14 protein-coding genes and 1 tRNA gene are annotated in these 18,751 nt (G+C 49.4%); 6 read left to right on the top strand and 9 right to left on the bottom strand.

Annotation, left to right across the window (positions count from 1 at the left end):
• Positions 1-162 precede the first annotated feature (162 nt).
• The 3 genes from C9I99_RS23700 to C9I99_RS23690 all read right to left on the bottom strand — a co-directional run bounded on the left by C9I99_RS23700 (position 163) and on the right by C9I99_RS23690 (position 3,737).
• Positions 163-253, bottom strand: a tRNA-Ser gene (locus C9I99_RS23700).
• 106 nt (positions 254-359) lie between these two features.
• A complete protein-coding gene (gene manA / locus C9I99_RS23695; protein WP_166645402.1) occupies positions 360-1,553 on the bottom strand; it encodes a mannose-6-phosphate isomerase, class I in 1,194 nt (397 codons plus the stop codon).
• 279 nt (positions 1,554-1,832) lie between these two features.
• Positions 1,833-3,737 carry a PTS fructose transporter subunit IIABC gene (locus C9I99_RS23690; protein ID WP_107351293.1) on the bottom strand — a complete coding sequence of 635 codons (1,905 nt, stop codon included), beginning with the start codon at positions 3,735-3,737 and terminating at the stop codon, positions 1,833-1,835.
• A gap of 411 nt (positions 3,738-4,148) precedes the next feature.
• Here C9I99_RS23690 and C9I99_RS23685 point away from each other — a divergent pair, with 411 nt between their 5' ends.
• The gene (locus C9I99_RS23685; protein WP_107351292.1) at positions 4,149-4,994 is read left to right on the top strand and encodes an AraC family transcriptional regulator; all 846 of its coding nucleotides are present in this window, start codon (positions 4,149-4,151) and stop codon (positions 4,992-4,994) included.
• Between the two features lie 61 nt (positions 4,995-5,055).
• Here the strand turns inward: C9I99_RS23685 and C9I99_RS23680 are convergent, their stop codons facing one another.
• Both C9I99_RS23680 and C9I99_RS23675 read right to left on the bottom strand, forming a co-directional pair.
• Positions 5,056-5,847 (bottom strand): PTS sugar transporter subunit IIA, encoded by a 792-nt coding sequence (locus C9I99_RS23680; RefSeq protein ID WP_107351291.1) that lies wholly within the window; start codon positions 5,845-5,847, stop codon positions 5,056-5,058.
• A 34-nt stretch (positions 5,848-5,881) separates the two neighbouring features.
• Complete coding sequence (locus tag C9I99_RS23675) at positions 5,882-6,184, bottom strand: PTS fructose transporter subunit IIB (RefSeq protein WP_107351290.1); 303 nt, start codon at positions 6,182-6,184, stop codon at positions 5,882-5,884.
• Positions 6,185-6,461: 277 nt separating this feature from the next.
• Between C9I99_RS23675 and C9I99_RS23670 the strand changes: the two genes are divergently transcribed.
• A complete protein-coding gene (locus C9I99_RS23670; RefSeq protein ID WP_107351289.1) occupies positions 6,462-7,184 on the top strand; it encodes a YebC/PmpR family DNA-binding transcriptional regulator in 723 nt (240 codons plus the stop codon).
• A gap of 72 nt (positions 7,185-7,256) precedes the next feature.
• On the opposite strand, the gene C9I99_RS23665 is transcribed toward C9I99_RS23670, so the two are convergent.
• Entirely contained in the window at positions 7,257-8,027 is a 771-nt protein-coding gene (locus C9I99_RS23665) for an ABC transporter permease (RefSeq protein ID WP_107351288.1), read from the bottom strand.
• On the bottom strand, positions 8,020-8,661 hold the full coding sequence (locus C9I99_RS23660) for an ABC transporter ATP-binding protein (RefSeq protein ID WP_107351287.1): 642 nt from the start codon (positions 8,659-8,661) through the stop codon (positions 8,020-8,022). The genes C9I99_RS23665 and C9I99_RS23660 overlap by 8 nt, the downstream gene beginning before the upstream one ends.
• Positions 8,662-8,932: 271 nt before the next feature.
• Here C9I99_RS23660 and C9I99_RS23655 point away from each other — a divergent pair, with 271 nt between their 5' ends.
• The 3 genes from C9I99_RS23655 to C9I99_RS23645 all read left to right on the top strand — a co-directional run bounded on the left by C9I99_RS23655 (position 8,933) and on the right by C9I99_RS23645 (position 15,043).
• Positions 8,933-12,901: an AsmA family protein gene (locus tag C9I99_RS23655; protein ID WP_107351286.1), complete on the top strand. Its 3,969-nt coding sequence runs from the start codon at positions 8,933-8,935 to the stop codon at positions 12,899-12,901.
• Positions 12,902-13,082: 181 nt separating this feature from the next.
• Positions 13,083-13,262: a hypothetical protein gene (locus C9I99_RS23650; protein ID WP_243734404.1), complete on the top strand. Its 180-nt coding sequence runs from the start codon at positions 13,083-13,085 to the stop codon at positions 13,260-13,262.
• Between the two features lie 560 nt (positions 13,263-13,822).
• Positions 13,823-15,043, top strand: coding sequence for a response regulator (locus C9I99_RS23645; protein WP_107351285.1), 1,221 nt, complete (start codon positions 13,823-13,825; stop codon positions 15,041-15,043).
• Between the two features lie 55 nt (positions 15,044-15,098).
• On the opposite strand, the gene C9I99_RS23640 is transcribed toward C9I99_RS23645, so the two are convergent.
• Positions 15,099-15,962 carry an SMP-30/gluconolactonase/LRE family protein gene (locus C9I99_RS23640; RefSeq protein ID WP_107351284.1) on the bottom strand — a complete coding sequence of 288 codons (864 nt, stop codon included), beginning with the start codon at positions 15,960-15,962 and terminating at the stop codon, positions 15,099-15,101.
• A gap of 109 nt (positions 15,963-16,071) precedes the next feature.
• A complete protein-coding gene (locus C9I99_RS23635) occupies positions 16,072-16,470 on the bottom strand; it encodes a GNAT family N-acetyltransferase (protein WP_338069661.1) in 399 nt (132 codons plus the stop codon).
• Positions 16,471-16,845: 375 nt separating this feature from the next.
• Between C9I99_RS23635 and C9I99_RS23630 the strand changes: the two genes are divergently transcribed.
• Positions 16,846-18,687 carry an ABC transporter ATP-binding protein gene (locus C9I99_RS23630; RefSeq protein ID WP_107351282.1) on the top strand — a complete coding sequence of 614 codons (1,842 nt, stop codon included), beginning with the start codon at positions 16,846-16,848 and terminating at the stop codon, positions 18,685-18,687.
• Positions 18,688-18,751 lie beyond the last annotated feature (64 nt).

Raw genomic sequence — 18,751 nt, 5'->3', positions numbered from 1 at the left:
GGATTTACTTCGCCCTGCGGGCCGTTGCTTTAAAACGCCTTCGGCTAGCAACGTTGTCTCGCTTCGCTCGGCTGAACCCAGTCTAGGCTTCTTCACCCTATCCCTTTCTTTGCCAGACTACAGATGCAAAAAAGCCAGCAATTAAGCTGGCTTTTTCTAATTTGGCGGAGAGATAGGGATTTGAACCCTAGATACGCTACAAACGTATGCCGGTTTTCAAGACCGGTGCTTTCAACCACTCAGCCATCTCTCCTTTGTGCGGCGAATAATACGGGGGCATCCGGTTGATGTAAAGGGCTTTTCTAACCATTATTGACCAATCGAACAATAAGCCCGCACTCCGCTCAAATCAACAACGACTAGTTGTATGCGCGGGCAAATTTGCCTTCGGAAGTCGCAAGGTAAGTACCAGCATTCGCAGGAATAAAGACCGACTCACCTTTGGCAATCGTCAGCGTTTCACCGTCAGTGTGGGTAACGGTCAACGGCGCATCGACCGCTAGCAGGATTTCCGCACTGTTAGTCTGCAGCTCAGCATTATTTGCCTGCTGGTAAACGCTGAACTTGAAGTCCGGCACAGGGATTGGGTAGTGCAAAGCACCGCTTTCCACCTGGGGTGCGAGCAACAAGGTATCAAACGGCATTGGCTGGCAGCGAGTACAAGAAACAAGCTCTGGCACATCCATATATTTTGGCGTCAAGCCTGCACGCAGTACGTTGTCGGAGTTCGCCATGATCTCCAAGCCCGTGCCTTTGATATAGGCATGTGGGGTACATGCATCCAAGAACATGGCTTCGCCTGGCTGCAATGTTAAGGTGTTTAGCATGAGTGGGGCAAACAGGCCAATATCACCTGGGTACTGCTCGGCCAAATCAAGAATAAGCGCGAACAGCTGATCATCTTTATGCGATTTGGCAAATGCCAATAGCTTAGCCACACAGCTCTCTTTCACTTCGCCTTTAAGAGACAGCATTGCTTCAAAGAAGCGCTCAAGGCCTTGCTCATTCTGGCTTGCTTCTAGCGCTTCAACCAGTACGTGGATCTCTTCAATTTCGAGAGCACGGAAGAAAGACACAATATCTGAAAACTCACGGAACCCGTTCATCGCCTGGTACGGCGTTAACGCGTATACCAGTTCAGGTTTGTGGTTTGGATCTTTGTAGTTACGGTTACCCGCAGTGCGAGGTACACCCAACTCTTCTTCTTTGGCAAAACCCACTTCAGCTTGTGCCTTGCTTGGGTGTACTTGAATAGACAACGCTTTTTCAGCCGCTAGTACTTTGAACAGATAGGGCAGCTCACCAAATGTCGCAGCCGTTTCAGCGCCAATCAAGGTCGCTTTATCTGCGTCAATAAATTCTGATAACAGGGTTGGTTTGCCATCGACTTCTATTTGCGAACAACCATTTTGGTGCGCGCCCATCCAGATTTCCGCTTGTGGCTTACCTTCAGGGTTTTCAATACCAAACAACTGACCAATCGATGTTGTGCTGCCCCATGCATAGTCTTGAATCACATTATGCATACGATAAAAACGAGGGGAAGAAGTCATAGCTTTCCTTATTTCTAATGCAGATTTTATTAAGACCCCAAAATGAGTAAGGGGGCATTAATGAAATCCGACTAACCGTTAATGTTATCAGACTAAGCATCTGTACCATCAGGCGATGTCATCAACTTGTATTATCCGCTTGCCAGCCACGCATACTACCAAAAACAGCCAGTAAAGAGAGGCTTTTCATTACTGCTCCAGCAAAAAGCTCCCTCACAAGGAGGGAGCTTTCTGGGCACGGCAATTCAGGTCTTACCGTGCTCAACCATTGCTAGGGGGTTAAGCAACAGCGGTTTTTGGTTGAGACTTACCCTGACGCATTTTTTTCAGCGATACCGCCACCAGCGCTGTAACTACCGCACCTGCGGCCATACATGCTAGAGCAAGAACCGGCTTGTTCATCGCACCCAGTAGCGCAACAACCGGGCCACCGTGAGCAACGCTGTTGGTGATGCCGAACGAGAAGGCCATGACTGCAGCGACCATCGAACCCAGTACGTTCGCAGGGATAACCGACATTGGGTCTTGTGCCGCAAAAGGAATGGCACCTTCAGAGATACCGACCAAGCCCATTGCACCCGATGCTTTACCGGCTTCAATTTCAGACTCTTCGAAAATGTTGAACTTACGACCAATGACTGTCGCCAGCGCCATGCCCAGAGGAGCGACAGGGATAGCACATGCCATCGCACCCATAAACTGGGTTTGACCGCTGGCAATCATGCCAACCGAGAACAGGAATGCCACCTTGTTGAATGGACCGCCCATATCGAAGCCAGCCATACCACCCAGTACGATACCTAGCAGTACAACGTTACCGGTACTCATGCTGGTAAGCATTGCATTCAGGCCATCCATCAAGCTCGCAATTGGCGCGCCGATAACAAAGATGAACAAGCTAGAGATAAACAAACTACCGGTAATAGGTGCAATCATAATTGGCACCAGCGGCTGGATAAACTTGTGGTAGTTACGGGTGACAATAAACTTAACGAAGTAACCAACCAGTAGACCAGCAACAATTGCACCAATGAAACCGGTGCCAGCTTCCGCGCCGTAGAACGAGCCGTTGTTGGCAATCCAGCCACCGATCAAGCCCGGTGCCAGTGCAGGACGGTCAGCAATCGCATAAGCGATGTAACCTGCCAGAATTGGGATCATCAGGGTGAAGGCAACCACACCGACATCCAATACCTTGTTCCACATGCTGCCATCAGGAATCGCCATCCCGGCTTCTGTTGGCTGACCACCAATCGCCAATGCGAGTGCAATCAACAAACCACCGGTTACAACGAACGGGATCATGTGTGACACACCGTTCATCAGGTAACGATAGAGATCAGAACGCGCTTGGGTCACTTTGCTTTCTTTCTCTGCCGACGCATCGTCTGCCGAGGCTTGGTATTGAGGTGCCGCCAGTGCTTGACCAATCAGGCCCTTGGCATCTTTGATCGGTGCTTTAACACCGGTTTTGATTAAACGTTTTCCGGCAAAACGAGCCATGTCGACTTGCTTGTCACAGCTAACAATAATGGCTTCTGCACGTTCGATATCTTCGGCTGTCGGGCTGTTCTTCACCCCGATAGAACCATTGGTTTCCACCTTGATTTCATAGCCAAGCTCTTTTGCGCCTTTCTCAAGCGCTTCAGCAGCTAGGTAAGTATGCGCAACACCTGCTGGACAGCCGGTAACGCCAATAAGAAAGCCATTTTCTGCCGCAGGTGCATCTTCTGTTTCTGTTTTTTCCAGCAGCAGGGCCAGTGCCTCTTGGTCAGATTTTGCCGCGAGGAATGCCTCAATGAAACCGTCTTCGATCAACTTGGAAGAAAGTTCAGCCAACACTTCGATATGGTGGTTTGCACCGCCGTCTGGCGAAGCAATCATGAAAAAGAGTTTAGAAGGAAGGCCATCTTCGGCACCGTATTCAATACCGCTACGGCTTACACCGATAGCAACGGCCGGTTCACTGACCGCGGCACTCTTGGCATGCGGTAGGGCAACACCGTCTTCAAAGCCGGTATTACCCAGCTCCTCACGGGCATGAATATCGGTCAAAAACTGTTGTTTGTCACTGACTCGACCCTGCTTGTGCAGAATGTCGATCATCTCAACAAACACCTCTTCTTTCGTTGTTGCCTTAAGGTTAAGGCAAATCAACTGCTCATTAATCAAGTTGGTGATCATGAGTATTCCCCCTGTAATTATTTATATCGGCATACTGTATTGCCGTTGGGGATATTTTCGACTTTTTAGCACACCTCTTATAGTGTACCAGAGGGGCATTTACTGGATATTTGTAACACCAACTGTATTGTGTGATCAGACTCTCACAAAAAAACCGTATGAAAAAATCAATTAAAAACTCGATATATTAATTTAAAATCAAACATTTAACCCAAAAAGAACACTAACGAACACGGTGTACATAAAGAATCAAAAAATTAAAAGCTAGACTTAAGTAACACTTATTTCAGTCAAATCGCTAGAATTAAAGTGATCAAGTTCACGGTATCTCGCCAACAACAAGGACAATAGAGGCAGAGACAAAAGATAATGCTGGCTCAACGTACCCTGTAACCAAGGCCGATTCGTAGCATGAGCCAAGTCTTCCACCAGTTACTCGAAACCCTACTTGCCGAGCGAGAGCACTTCAATCGCATCTGGTTTGCCGGTGATCATGTCACTCCACCTCCATTTAGCTATCAGGTCAACTTCCCCCGGCTTGAGATGGTGATCAGTGGTGAGTACCTCAATGAACTGGAAGACCCGGATCATGGTATTACCGAAGTCAAAATAATGGCCGGCGACGCCTTATATATTCCACCCAACAGCTGGAACAAGCCTAACTGGGATACCGACTGCTCGGTGCTGAGCCTGCTCTTCGGTAAGCGCCAGCTCGGCTTCAGCTTGGTCAGTAAGGCCAAGGGACAAACCAACTTTTACGACATTCAGAAACACAGTATCCAAACCCGAACGGGCTTTGCCATTGACCATATTCTTGCTGCACTCAATGCGTTGGCTAAAGAACCGTTACAAAAGCCGATGGATGAACACCTTTTGCAGGCTCTGATGAGTTACTGCCAGCAAATGCTGGCAACACCAAGCGATACCAACAAAAAGCGAAGTGAAGATCTTTACCAGGGGATCTGTATCTATATTCAGGAAAACTTCCACCGCCCGATCACCCGCGACTCGATTGCCAAGCGATTTAACATCACCCCGAATCATCTCTCTCGCCTGTTCCGCCAACAAGGGCATATGCGAATGGCTGATTACATCACTTGGGTACGGATCGAACGGGCTAAGTTCATGCTCAAGAAATATACCTTCCGCTTAAACGAAGTCGCTACCCGCTGCGGCTTTCAAGATGTGAATTACTTCTACCGGGTCTTCAAAAATAAAACCGGGATGACCCCGTCGGACTATCGAGGGAGAGATTGACGAGGAAGAAATTGACGCGGAAAAGACGAAAACGAATAACGAGATAAGGGCTTTATATCAATCACCGAAATGGCAATGACAGGCTATCGAGTACAACAGCCCTCAGCACTTCTGGTCGCCTATTTTCTGTTAATAACTGGCAAAAATCGGGTTCTAGCAGCCGCTTAGAAAATGATGAAAAAGCCAGCAGATATTCACGCTTAGGAGGCGCAGGTAACGCCAAGCCGATAACACAGCTAACAGGCCCACGTTGTGATCCCCACTCTATCGGTTGCTCTAAGGGTGCCAATACGAGCGTAGGAACCTCAACATCAGGGGTTAATATATGGGGCAAGGCGACGCCATTTCCCATTGCCGTCGACGATACCGCCTCTCTTGCCTGCAGTTGCTCTAACAGGCTGTTGGCTTTATCAGGCTGATTAGGGGCGCATTGGCGACTAATTTGCGTCAATACATCCACTTTATCCTGTGAGCTTACGGTGAATTGGGAAAGTTGCGGTAGATGGCTCAGTGCATAATCAAAAGGTAAAACGATACTCGCTTTTTCTTCTCGTTGGCTAAGATGACGGTGACCCGTACAAATCAAATCGCAATGCTCGGAGACAAAATCAGTCAGCACCATACAGGCTAACTCCGCATCCGAGCCTTCGATCATCAGCTGGCACAAATCACCGGGCATCGAACCTAAGCTCATCACTCGCATCGCTTGTTCGGCGTTGGCCATACTGAGCTGGGAAATATTGTGTATCACCACGACCGAACGAAAATACCCCGCCAAGGTTTTCAAGCGGTTGAGTTTCCAAGCAGGTAGCCCCTCATTTTCCAAGGTAAAGGTGATGCGTCTTTCAATCATCGTTCGTGTCCGTCGCTCATATCTTGTTCAGGAATCAGAGCTCTTTACAGCGATTAATCACGCCAGCAGGATCGGTCAGGACTTCTTCAATCGTCACACAGTGGATCTTGCTACCGGTGAAGCGTGCGCGGTGCTCAATCTCGATATCAGAAGCAATCAACACCACATCAGCCCGGCCGATATCCTGAAAGCTCAGCTGATTTTCAATGCCCATTGCACCTTGGGTCTCAACCATCATCTGAACACCAAGCTGTTGGGCAGCTTTGGTCAACTCTGATGCCGCCATATAAGTATGGGCAATCCCTGTCGGGCAAGCGGTAACCGCAACAATTTTCATGGATCTTTGGTCTCTTTATATTTTATGTACACCCACGTGACTTCAAGTTGCAGGATTCAGAGCCTCGTCAATGGGTTATTTGAGCCTATCTTTGTACCGCTTTCAACGCTAATAATCTAGCAACTAAGAGGAGATTGACCCAAAATTCAAAACAGAAATTGATCTACGCTAGCAATCACTTCGTCTTTAACGCTATCCCCCCTAGCCAGACCACCTTGGTTGCTGATAAAATCCGCCTCCAACAGAAATCCCAAATATCTAAAAGAGAGTGATTCCTATGGGACGCAGTTTCGAAGTCCGTAAAGCCTCGATGGCGAAAACTCAGGGCGCTAAAATCAAAGTTTATTCAAAGTACGGTAAAGAAATTTACGTTATTGCGAAAAACGGTGGTATCGACCCTGACACTAACCTTTCCCTAAAACGCATGATCGAGAAAGCCAAAAAAGATCAGGTACCTAGCCATGTTATCGACAAAGCGATCGACAAGGCAAAAGGTGGCGGCGGTGAAGATTACGCAACTGCTCGCTATGAAGGTTTTGGTCCTGGTAACACTATGGTGATCGTTGACTGTCTAACCGACAACAACAACCGTACTTTCATGGATGTTCGTCAGGCATTCGTTAAGAACAGCGCTAAAATTGGCTCTCCAGGTACCGCGGCTCACATGTTCGAGCACCAGGCTGTATTCCAGTTCAACGGTGACGACGAGGAAGCAGTACTTGAGAACCTAATGATGGAAGATGCTGATGTATCTGACATCGAGTGTGAAGACGGCGTGATCACTGTATTCGCTCCGCACACGGAGTTCTTCAAGATAAAAAGTGCACTAGCTGCAACAATGCCTGAAGTAACGCTAGACGTTGAAGAAATTTCTTTCGTACCTCAAACCATGACTGAAATTTCAGGTGACGACGTTGCGAAATTCGAGAAGTTTCTTGATGCGCTCAACGATTGTGACGACGTGCAGAACGTTTACCACAACGCAGAAATCGCAGAATAAATCATTATTCTCGGAAAAACAGCCGGCATTACCGGCTGTTTTTTTATCTGCGCATACATAGCCAAGTTGGTATTAATATTTCAATTGTCCATAACGATTGAAGGCCGAACGACTAGCGACTGTCAGCGTGGTCGTTACCGATAATGTCGCTGAGATAAAGATCGCAACCATAATCACCAATTGGTATTTCACCGCCAGCAACGGCTCGGTACCACCGAGGATCTGACCGGTCATCATTCCTGGCAAACTAACAATACCAAGGGTTGTCATTGACGCCAGTTGCGGTGCCAGTGCGGCTTTCACCGCCGTACGGATAAACGGCTGTTCCGGCTTCGGTGCCCCCATCGCCAAATAAAACTGATACTCATCCTGCTTATCCTTCAGACTGCTGTACCAGCGCTCCAAAGCCAGCACATTAGCGGCAAGACAGTTTCCCAGCAGCATCCCAGCGACAGGGATCAGGTATTGAGCCTGCCACCAGGGTTCAGCCTGGATCACGCCAGCCAATAACAAAGGCAACACCACCACCAACGCCACCAGATGCCCGCTAAATACCGCCGGTAGTACCGATTTTGGTGGCACACCCGCCCGGCGGCAGATACTGAAACCGGCCACAATCACCATTATCGATAACCACAGGGTATTGAGCCACGGATTCTGGAACGAAAACAACGTCTGCAGGTAAATACCCACTATCGATAATTGCAGCGTCATCCGCAGTACCGCTGAGATCAGCGTCTTACCGAGGCCGAACTCCCAACGGTGAAATAATCCAAGAGGAATAACAAACAGTAGGTAAAATCCCGCCAATGCCCAATTGCTGATCACCAAGGTATCACTCATTGGCCCCTCCCATTTGGTGTTGAAGCAGTGCCGACCCCACCCACACCGGGTCATGGGAAACGGATATCACTGTCAATGCCTGTTTGGCTATCAGCGCAATCACCTTGTCTCGACTGGTAGCATCCAACGCAGACGTCGGTTCGTCCATCAACCATAACGGACGCTCCATCAATAGTGCTCGCGCAATGGCAAGGCGCTGCTTCTCACCGCCTGATAATTTATTGGTTGGTTGCTCAAGCGAATGGGGGATCCCTAATGTATCCAGTACACGCTGACAACGCTCATGGGTGGGCTCAGGAACAGCGAGGGCCTTAAGTTGCCAAGGCAGCATTAGCGCCTGCAATATTGTGTCACCGCCCATCACGGCTTGCTGCGGCAAATAGCAGAACTGTTGACGCCACCAAGATAAGTTCTGCTCTGTTATCGAGGTTTGCTGCCAGTAGATATCACCACAAGAAGGGGGACGTAAACCGGCAATGACCTGCAGCATGCTTGATTTGCCACAACCAGATGGGCCACTGATCGCCAAATGCTGTCTGGCTTGAAGGCTGACGGTCAACCGTGATGCCTGAGTTGCTTCAAAACCTGAGCCTAGCTGCTTGGCAACGAAAATCTCTGTGCGTTGTTCTATCATACACTACTCCAATCGTACCGTGATTTTACTCCCCCCCACAGATGACTCAAACCGTTGTAAATCATTATTCACATTAATAATATTAATGCCTATGACACACTGTAAATAGCCAGACACAACCGTCAACGCTGTGTAAATTACCTCTTCGCAGATGCCTCCAAAACCCATTTCATGGTATGGTTAGCACCACTAATAAAACAATATCCAAAATAGCGCACAGGCCATTTTTTGCCGTGCTTTATCTTTAATCTTTCGCCTTCTTGCTATCATTATGCGCCCAGAAAATAATAACCAAGCTGCTAACGCGCAGCCAACGAGCCCGACAACGCCAGCGATACAGAAAAAAGCGGTAAAGTCGCCATTAACGAAAATCAGCAAGTGGGTAGGACTCGGTTTACTGACACCTACCGCCATAATCACTGCAGCCCTCGCTGTGGGGATCAAGGTTGACTTAACACCATACCGTGACGACATCAATCAGTGGCTGACCATCAACCTCGACCGAGAGATCCGTATTGACGGGGAGATGGGGCTGGTACTGTCATTCCGTCCCGAGGTTCACCTTGCAGGTGTACACATTGACAATATCGATGCTTTCGACTGGCAACCGATGCTCACCTCAGGCAAGATCAACGCAAAAGTGGCCGTGCTACCGCTGCTTAAAGGTACGCTAGCGGTTGATTACCTTGAACTTGAAAACATCAACCTACACCTTGCCAAGGCCCATAACGGCCAAGCCAACTGGTTGCTTGGAGCGCCAACTTCAGCGTCAAGCACAGGCGGCTCTGCTGACGGTAACTCTGCAAATAGTCATCCTGCAGATAAAGGCTCCGCCTTCAAGTTAGCACTCACTGACCGTATCAGTGCCAGCAATTTATCCGTGGTCTTCGAAGACCAAAGCCAAGGCCAGTACTTCGACTGGTATCTCGATTCCCTCAACCTCAGCCAACCTGGCAATGAGTGGGAATTTACAGCCAAAGGGGCGATGATCGGCCAGCCTTATGATATTCAGCTAACCGGTGATCTGGAGCAGCTCATCAACCAGCAGACCGGCAAAGTGAAAGCCAGAGGTTCATTTGCCGGTGCCGAGCTCAATATTGATGCCGACGCCTCGGATAGCCTCAATGCCGATATCAGCCTGCAATGGCAAGATACCGGCCCCATTGAAGCCATGTTCGGATTAGATGTTAAGCACGCAGCTCCGCTGACGGTGACCACCCACCTCAATGCCAACACCAGCAACATCACGATCAGCGATCTTGTTATCGACAGCCCAATCACCCACGGCGCTGGCTATTTGGATATCAAACTGGGCGATCATAATGTCATTGATGGTGAGCTGAATATCCCATTGATTGACCTACGCCCTTGGCTCCAGCCAGAGCCGCAGCCAATGATGCGCGCCTTTGCAGCCCCACCAGCGCAATCACCTCTGCAACGAGCACTCGAACAGTGGTTGGAGAAAACCACGACCCGCGTTGATCTCTCTATTGATGAGATCAAAGGACTCGGTACACCAGTAGAAAACCTGTCCCTGTCGATAAACGGTCAAGCGGGTGAGCTTTCTGCACCGATGACGGCCGATATTGCCGAGGTACCGTTTCGCGGCAAGGCGTCACTCGATGCGACAGGTTGGGTGTCCAACTTAGACATCAGGCTGGGTGCCGAACAATCACCGTTAGGTGAAATGGCCCGCTGGATCACGGGGATCCCCTACTCTCGCGGTCATTTGGATCGTGCAGAGCTCGCCGTTACCACCAACGGCACCAAGCTTAGCGAATGGCTAGAGCGAGCAGAGCTTTCCCTAGCGATCGACAAAGCGTTGGTTAAGTGGGGAAGCGAAGCCAGCTTCAGTATTGACCAAGCCAGGCTCAATGCCGGTATTCATCGCCCGTTCCAGTCCGATATCCAAGGCCAATTGATGGGCATACCGGCCCACATCCAAGCCCAAGCCGGTACCCTAGAAGATATTATGATGGGCAGGGACTGGCCAACCTCCCTAACCTTCGATTCGCCAGCGATTTCCGTCGAAGCCAAGGGATTTCTCAAGCATACCCGTTGGGAAGAAGGCAGCTGGTTTGATCTTAAGGTCAACAGCAGCGATGCCAGCCTGCTCAACCCTTGGTTGGGTACTCAAACCAATATTTCCGGTAACATCAATATTGATGGCAAACTCAGCTACCAAAATGGTTGGATCGATCTTGCCATGCCAGATCTGGTCTTGCTAGAAAGCTACGGTGATGTCACCTTGCGCTGGCAACCGGACCAACAGCGTCCTTTTCTGGTGATGGATGCTCAATTCTCACAGTTGGATTTCACCCAGTTTGGCCAATTCATCAATGATGACGAACTGCCACAGGTCGAGCAAACCGTGCCGACCCAAGGGGTGAACTTGGATGTGCCGTTGCTGGGTAGTGAACTGGTGATTGCCGATGCCGATCTCAACTTCAGGGCCGACAAGTTAAAGTGGGCCGATCAGCAGCTGGAGAAATTGTCGTTCCGCGGCCAGATCCGTGATGGCAAGATGCGCAAAGCGCCGATCAGTGCCAGCTTTGCGGGCAGTAACTACAAAGGTGATCTGAGCTTAGGTGTCAATGCTGCCAATATTGATGCAGAGCTTAACCTTGCGGTCAACCAACCGGATATCGGAGCGATTCTGAGCCGATTCGACGTCACTGATGACTTCGATATGCGCTTGGATCGCGCCAAACTGGCTGTCTCTCTGTCAGGGCGATCTATTCTGGAACTAATGGAACATACCGAGGTTGATGCGGCTTTGATTGGTGGTCACGCCAATATCGCCGATAGCTACACCGGCAAAGCGCTGGCGGTTAAATTGGATCAAGGCCGATTCGTAACCGGGCCTGACACCGCAACCCGATTGACCATGAACGGGATGGCCGCGGGCAAAGCAGCGTCATTCAAATTGTCATCAATTTCCCTCAAGGAAGCCAATGACGGCCGCTCAACGCTACCGGTATCACTGGCTGCCAGCTTGGGTGACATGCGGTTTGACGCCAACTCCAACCTCAGCCTGCCGATTGATCCGCAAGCCCTCAACCTGACCTTTGAGGCGTTTACCCCCAACCTCGATAGACTCGAAGCCTTCAGCGATATTGATCTCCCCCCTTATGGGCCGATCACTCTGGCTGCCAGCCTTTCGATGGATGACAAGGGCTATCACCTCAACAACATGAAGGTGCAGGTCAACGACAGTCAGCTCACCGGTAAAGGCGCCTGGCTACCACCGCTTAAGGCAGAACACCGTCCTCGCCTAGAGCTAGCTTTCCGTGCCCCCTTTATCCAGCTCGACGACTTCAAGGTTGGCGACTGGCAGGCATGGGAAAAGGAAAGCACATCGGACACTGTTCAATCCGTAGATGACAGCCAGAATACGGCGTTGATCAGCACCGATGGTCTGGACATGCTCAATGCCAACTTCTCGCTGGATGTCGAGGAGGTGCGCTCCGGCGAAGACTGGCTGGGTGCCGGGCAATTGCACTGGGTGCTGGAAAACGGCGTATTCAACCTCAAGCCAATGACTATCCAGCTACCGGGCGGTAATATCGAAATGGCGAGCCAGATCAAAGCTCAAGGTGATATGTTTGATATCCAGCTGAACGGCCACATCGAGAATTTCGACTACGGGGTGCTCGCCCGACGTCTGGCACCGGAAAGCGGTATGCACGGTAACATTTCAACCCAGTTCAATCTGACCAGTTTAGCTAACTCGCCAGATAGCCTGATGAATAATGCTAACGGCTTCATCGGCTTTGCCGCATGGCCGCAGGAGTTTGAGTCAGACTTGATCGACCTTTGGGCTGTCAGCTTGACCGATGCGATCATTCCAAACTTTACCAATAACGATCCATCGGTACTCAATTGCGTTGCCGCAGGCTTAGATATCCAACAAGGCACAATGAGCCAGCGCGACTTGCTGCTGGATACGACACGTATCCAGGTCAATGGTAAGTTCGATGCCAGCTATGCCAACCGTGACTTTGCCCTGTACCTGCGCCCCCAATCGAAGCGTGCGCAGATTTTCAGCCTGCAAACGCCGGTCGAGGTCTTTGGCAAGTTTGAAGATTTCGACTTCTCGGTTCCGCTATCAGCCATTATGGAAACCTCGGTTCGCTTCACCACCAGCCCGGTGGTCTCGCCACTGCGTTGGTTGGTCGAAAAACCGATTGCCAAAGACGGCAGCCAGCAATGTGAGTTGATCTGGCAGGGGCAGAGCTGAAGCTAAAAAAGACTAATCATTGACCCTTTAATGAAAACAAAGCCGCCAGCGCTATTTATCTCTAGAGATAGACAGCACTGGCGGCTTTTTAGATCAGCAGTTACCCGTATAGGGATCAGTCACCTTGACGGTAGCGCTGTTCTGCCGGTAATACACCAAATGCCAATGGGGACGATAATGGATGCCTGCACCGACGGTCAGTGACGCCAATATTATGGCGGGGGCCGGTGTCCCGACTATCGATGGATTTGGCCCCTTTGGCGATGGTGATCATACTGAGCACGAACGCGCTTCCAAAGCCCGTTTTCAACGTCGTATAAACGAAGTCACCGCTATTTTACAGCACTACAGCCAGGCCTAAAAACCGTAACGCAACCAACCTTGCGGGTAATTGTCTATCACCAAGACGTTACCCGTGGGGTTATGTCAAAAAAGACGTCATATTTAATTTTCCCCCGAACGTAGAGACTGCAATGAAAAATAAGTTTTCAGATTATTTATCGGTATAAAATAAAAAAGCACCGAGTCGCACTCTATGTTCAACTATATTTTTCATACTCAGTAGCACTTGAAAAACTTGCTAATGTTATAACAATACCATTTCACATTTAGCCTCCCAGCGCATGGCCTATTCACGTCACGTCCTTCGTTATAAGCCAGCGATTAAGACTATTGAGTATTTGACATCAAAGGGATACCAATCTGCCGCAAGCGCCTTACTGACGCATAAAGAAAGCAAAAAAACAACACTAATGCAACTGGAATTTCATTCAATGCCAAGATAGATTTACATTCCCCCCTCTTCAAGTAAATATATTTCTTACAACAAGAGATTGTGTTAATTGTATATCAAAATAAAATAGCCCATAATACTGCGCCTTATAAACAGTGATAATAATAGACAGCTGCAGGATTAGAGTGATGGAACAAAAGATATTGGTCGTCGAAGATAGCCGTCCATTCCGTCGAGTCATTGAAAGTGAACTAAGGCAAGCTGGTTACACCCCTGTTATTGCCAACTCTATTGCTGAAGCCGAAGCTGTTTTGGACAATAGCACAGACTTCCATTGCGCCATTCTCGATTACTGCCTGCCTGACGGGCAAGATGGCGAGATCATCGATGTGTGTTTGTCTGTTGGTATAAAAGTCATTGTTTTGACGGCACTGATGGATGAAATGACCCGTGAAAAAGTATTGGCAAAAACGGTCATTGACTATATTCCCAAAGATAGCCCGACCTGCATTGCCAGTATCATCCCGATCCTACAGCGCCTAGAGCGCAATCACGACCATACCGCCTTGGTGGTTGACGACTCCATTACAGCCAGAAAGTATATTCGCAGCTTGCTGGAGAGACAGTATCTAACCGTTCTTGAGGCCACCAATGGCGAGCACGCATTGGAAATGATCAACAAAAACAAGTCGATATCTTTGGTAATCACTGACTATTCAATGCCTGAACGCGACGGCGTTAGCTTGATTAAAGAGCTAAGAAAACGCTTTCGCCCAGGACAACTCGCGATCATTGGCCTTTCCGCCAGCGAAGAGCCGGCCCTCACCGCAAAATTTCTCAAGGCCGGTGCTAACGACTTCCTCAAAAAACCCTTCAACCAGGAAGAGTTCTACTGCCGTCTGCACAGTACCCTGAATATTCTCGACTCGGAGCGAAATCTCTACCTGTTGGCCAACCGTGATTATCTTACCCAAGCATGGAATCGCCGCTATTTTTTCAACCACAAGTTAGTGAAGAAAAATACCGCACCTCGCTGCCTTGCTTTGCTTGATGTCGACAACTTCAAGCAACTCAATGACAACTATGGCCACCATATTGGGGATATGGTACTGATTGAGCTCGCAAACACCTTAAAGGCCTACTTCCCAGACGCGTTGGTCGCCCGCTTCGGTGGCGAAGAATTCTGTATTCTTTATGGCAACTCTCCTGAGGTATTCGTCCAGAGACTGAATAGATTACTTAAGGACATCGCAGAATCCGAGCTAACAATTTTGGGGAACACCATCAAATACACGATCAGCCTGGGGGTCACCCATGCCGAGAGTGATATTCACAACTTGATCCGACGTGCCGATAACTGCTTGTACCAGGCCAAAGAAGAAGGGCGCAACTGCCTTATTATGGAGTAAGGCTATGCCGATTCTGCGCCCATAATACAGCTGAAGAGCGTAAGTGTCGGTTGACTTACAGTACGGTCACTAAAGGCTCTTCAATTCCTTGCCAATCAACCTGAGCGGTCAATACTCGCCCCGGACCATTAGCACTCTCAGCACTGGTAACCACAAGTTGGTTGCCCTTTGCACCGCCCAAAGCAACCATTGTTGGATTATCGGCAGGTACCGGGATCACATGAGTAACCACGCCATCAATACCGATCCGCACTACGGATTTACCGCTATACATGGCAACCCAGTATGCGCCTTCACTATCCACACACGCTCCGTCTGGGCGGCCTTCGAATTCGGTCAAATCACAGAAGATGCGATTTTCGCCATACTCCCCCGTTTCAGGGTTGTAAGCCGCACAGTAAACCACGCTAGAGCCAGTATCAGCCCAATATAGAATGCTGCCGCATGGCGAAAATGCCAAGCCGTTACAGGTCCAGGCAAACATTGGCATTTTATCCAGCTTGCCTCCAGCCATGAGTTGGTAGAACTGGCCCTGATCGCCTTCTTTGGCCCCATTACGCGTGCCCGCCATAAAGCGGCCACCCGGTGCGGCCCGGCCATCATTAAAACGCATTCTCGGGTGTGTTTTTACCAATGGGGCAATTTGCCGACGCTCGGCATCCCAATCTTCCAACAGATAAACGCCGGATTTAGTGCCCAAGACAAATCCTTCTTCACCCCACATTGCCGCACAGCCCAACATATCATCCCAACGTCGAGCTTCCGCTTTACCCTCTTTTAGGCGCCACAACTCACCCGCAGGGATATTCACCCAGCACCAAGCCTGTTGACGCCAATCCCAGCGAGGACATTCGGCAAGGTCAAAATTTTTCTCCACCAGCGGGGAAAATTCGAGATTCAGTTGCTGACTTTCTTTCATTGTTGTTCCTGTATTTTTTATTATCTATTCGTTTCCCGCTGAGTAATATCAGCGCGGGTATTATAGTATTAAATCACCTGTTACCGGTAACACCCAGTCTAGGTTGAGACTATGACAGGATCATTGCCATTTTAAAGTAGGGGACATCACCTTTATAAAAACGCTCACCTTCAGGCGACATGCCAAAACGGTGATAAAAACCGCCGGCTGACTCCCGGGCGTCACACCAAAAGCAGCGAACATTCCTCTCCTTGAGATCAGCAAGGATATGTTCAATTACGGCAGTCCCTATTCCCTTACCTTGGCACTCAGGCAACGTGGCAAATTTCCGCAACCTTGCCTGCTCGCCTGATATGAATACCGATGCCACGCACACCAGCGCACCGCCTTCAGAAACGCCATAATGCAGCCCATCGGCATCATCAGGCACCCGGCAAAACTCGACACTCTGATTCGGCCACAGCACTTTATGCCGAATGGGCAATGTTTGCTCGGCCGATATTTCCATAATTTTCACAATACGGTCTACCTATTTCATTAAAATCAGAACCTTATTTAGCTCCAATCGAAATTCGCTACCTCAGACGGCTTATCCCCGGTGAGAGAAAAGCAGAATCAGGCAAGATTGAGACAGAATTATGTCTTAACCTCTTAGTTGCATAAATGTACAATCAATAACCATAATGTGTCTATCCAAGTACTTGGCTGTATGCCCACATTTGGGTATATTCCTGCACATTATTTTTCCTATCGGGATATCGCTCCGTTTCTGTTCTCACTATGCTTGCCACGCCATTGCGCACCAAGGCATACCACCCCAGAGCCATAGCCTTCGATAGGACTATTTTGCCAAACACATCTGCCTGACTGGAACCATCAATTTATGTACAAACGTTTCGAAAAGCTCGCCCAAGCCTTTCCGCCCCATGAACCAGAACAACCTCCAAAGGGGTTGTTCGCCTTCTGCCGTTACTATACCCGTGGGTTTGAACTGCCATTGCTTGCTATGTCTGTACTCAGCGCACTGATAGCCATTGTTGAAGTCTCGTTATTCGGCTTTATGGGGCAACTGGTTGACTGGCTAACCGTACATAATCCTGATACTTTCTGGGCCGAGGAAGGTGGCAAGTTATTGGGTATCGGCCTACTGGTCGTCATTGTTGTCCCTGCCCTGATCACCCTACATTCCCTGGTTGTCCATCAAACATTACTGGGTAACTATCCGATGTCGATTCGCTGGTTAGCACACCGCTACCTGCTTCGCCAAAGTGTTTCCTTCTACCAAGATGAGTTTGCAGGACGAATTGCAACCAAGGTGATGCAAACATCCCTTGCTGTTCGGGAAACAGTAATGAAGCTGCTTGATGTGCTGGTGTATATTACCGTCTACTTCACCTCGATGGTGGTGATGATTGGCCAGGCCGATGCCCGACTAATGATCCCTATGCTGCTTTGGCTAGCAGCGTATATCGGCATCCAATTTTATTTCGTGCCTAAACTCAAAGCCGTTGCCACTGAGCAGGCTGATGCCCGTTCATTGATGACCGGACGTATTGTCGACAGCTATACCAACATTTCCACCGTGAAGTTGTTTTCCCATACTAACCGTGAAACCGAATACGCCGAACAAGGCATGAGCGGTTTCATGGATACGGTGTACCGCCAGATGCGCTTTGTCACCGGCTTTAATATTTCTGTCGAAGCCATCAACTACATACTGGTCTTCATCATTGCCGGTATGTCTATCTGGCTATGGTCGAGTGCAGCCATTTCCATCGGCGCTATCGCCATCGCGGTCAGCTTGGCACTGCGCATCAACGGTATGTCCAAATGGATCATGTGGGAAGTCGGCAGCCTATTTGAAAACCTCGGTACTGTAGTTGATGGTATGAAAACCCTATCCAAGCCGGTCGACATCCAAGATAAACCCAATGCACCCGACCTGAACGTTTCCAAGGGCGAGATTGAATTTAGCGATGTCAGCTTCCACTATGGTGAAGGGAAAGGGGTCATTGAAAAGCTTAACCTCAACATCAAACCGGGTGAGAAAATCGGTTTGATTGGCCGTTCTGGTGCCGGTAAATCAACCTTGGTCAACCTGTTGATGCGTTTCCACGATGTGGAATCGGGTGCCATCAAAATTGACGGCCAGACAATTTCCGATGTAACCCAAGATTCACTGCGTGGCCAAATCGGCATGGTAACTCAGGATACTTCGCTGCTGCATCGATCTATCCGTGAGAATATCCTTTACGGTCGTCCGGATGCGACGGAAGAAGAGTTACTCAGTGCAACCAAACAAGCTCATGCTCACGAGTTCATCGAGACACTCAGCGATCCCCACGGCAATGTCGGTTACGATGCACAAGTCGGCGAACGCGGAGTGAAACTCTCCGGGGGCCAGCGCCAGCGCGTTGCGATCTCACGGGTATTACTGAAAGATGCCCCGGTCTTGATCCTCGATGAAGCCACCTCAGCACTAGACTCGGAAGTTGAAGCAGCCATTCAGGAAAGTCTATACGAGTTGATGGAAGGTAAAACCGTTATCGCGATTGCCCACCGTCTATCCACTATCGCTGCGATGGATCGCCTGATCGTGCTCGATCAAGGCGAAGTTGTCGAACAAGGTACCCATCAGGAGCTACTGGATCACCACGGTATCTATGCCCAGCTGTGGGAGCACCAGACCGGTGGATTTATCGCCGAAGAAGTTGAGTTGAGTTGAGTTGAGTTGAACCAATTCTAATTCACGCTCTCCATTCGCACCCAAACCCTGCCTTTGTTACCCA

Origin of the sequence: Photobacterium lutimaris (assembly GCF_003025555.1) — a bacterium.
Classification (GTDB): domain Bacteria; phylum Pseudomonadota; class Gammaproteobacteria; order Enterobacterales; family Vibrionaceae; genus Photobacterium; species Photobacterium lutimaris.
The sequence above is the reverse complement of the archived record's forward strand: the minus strand, read 5'-3'. Positions and strand labels throughout refer to the sequence as shown.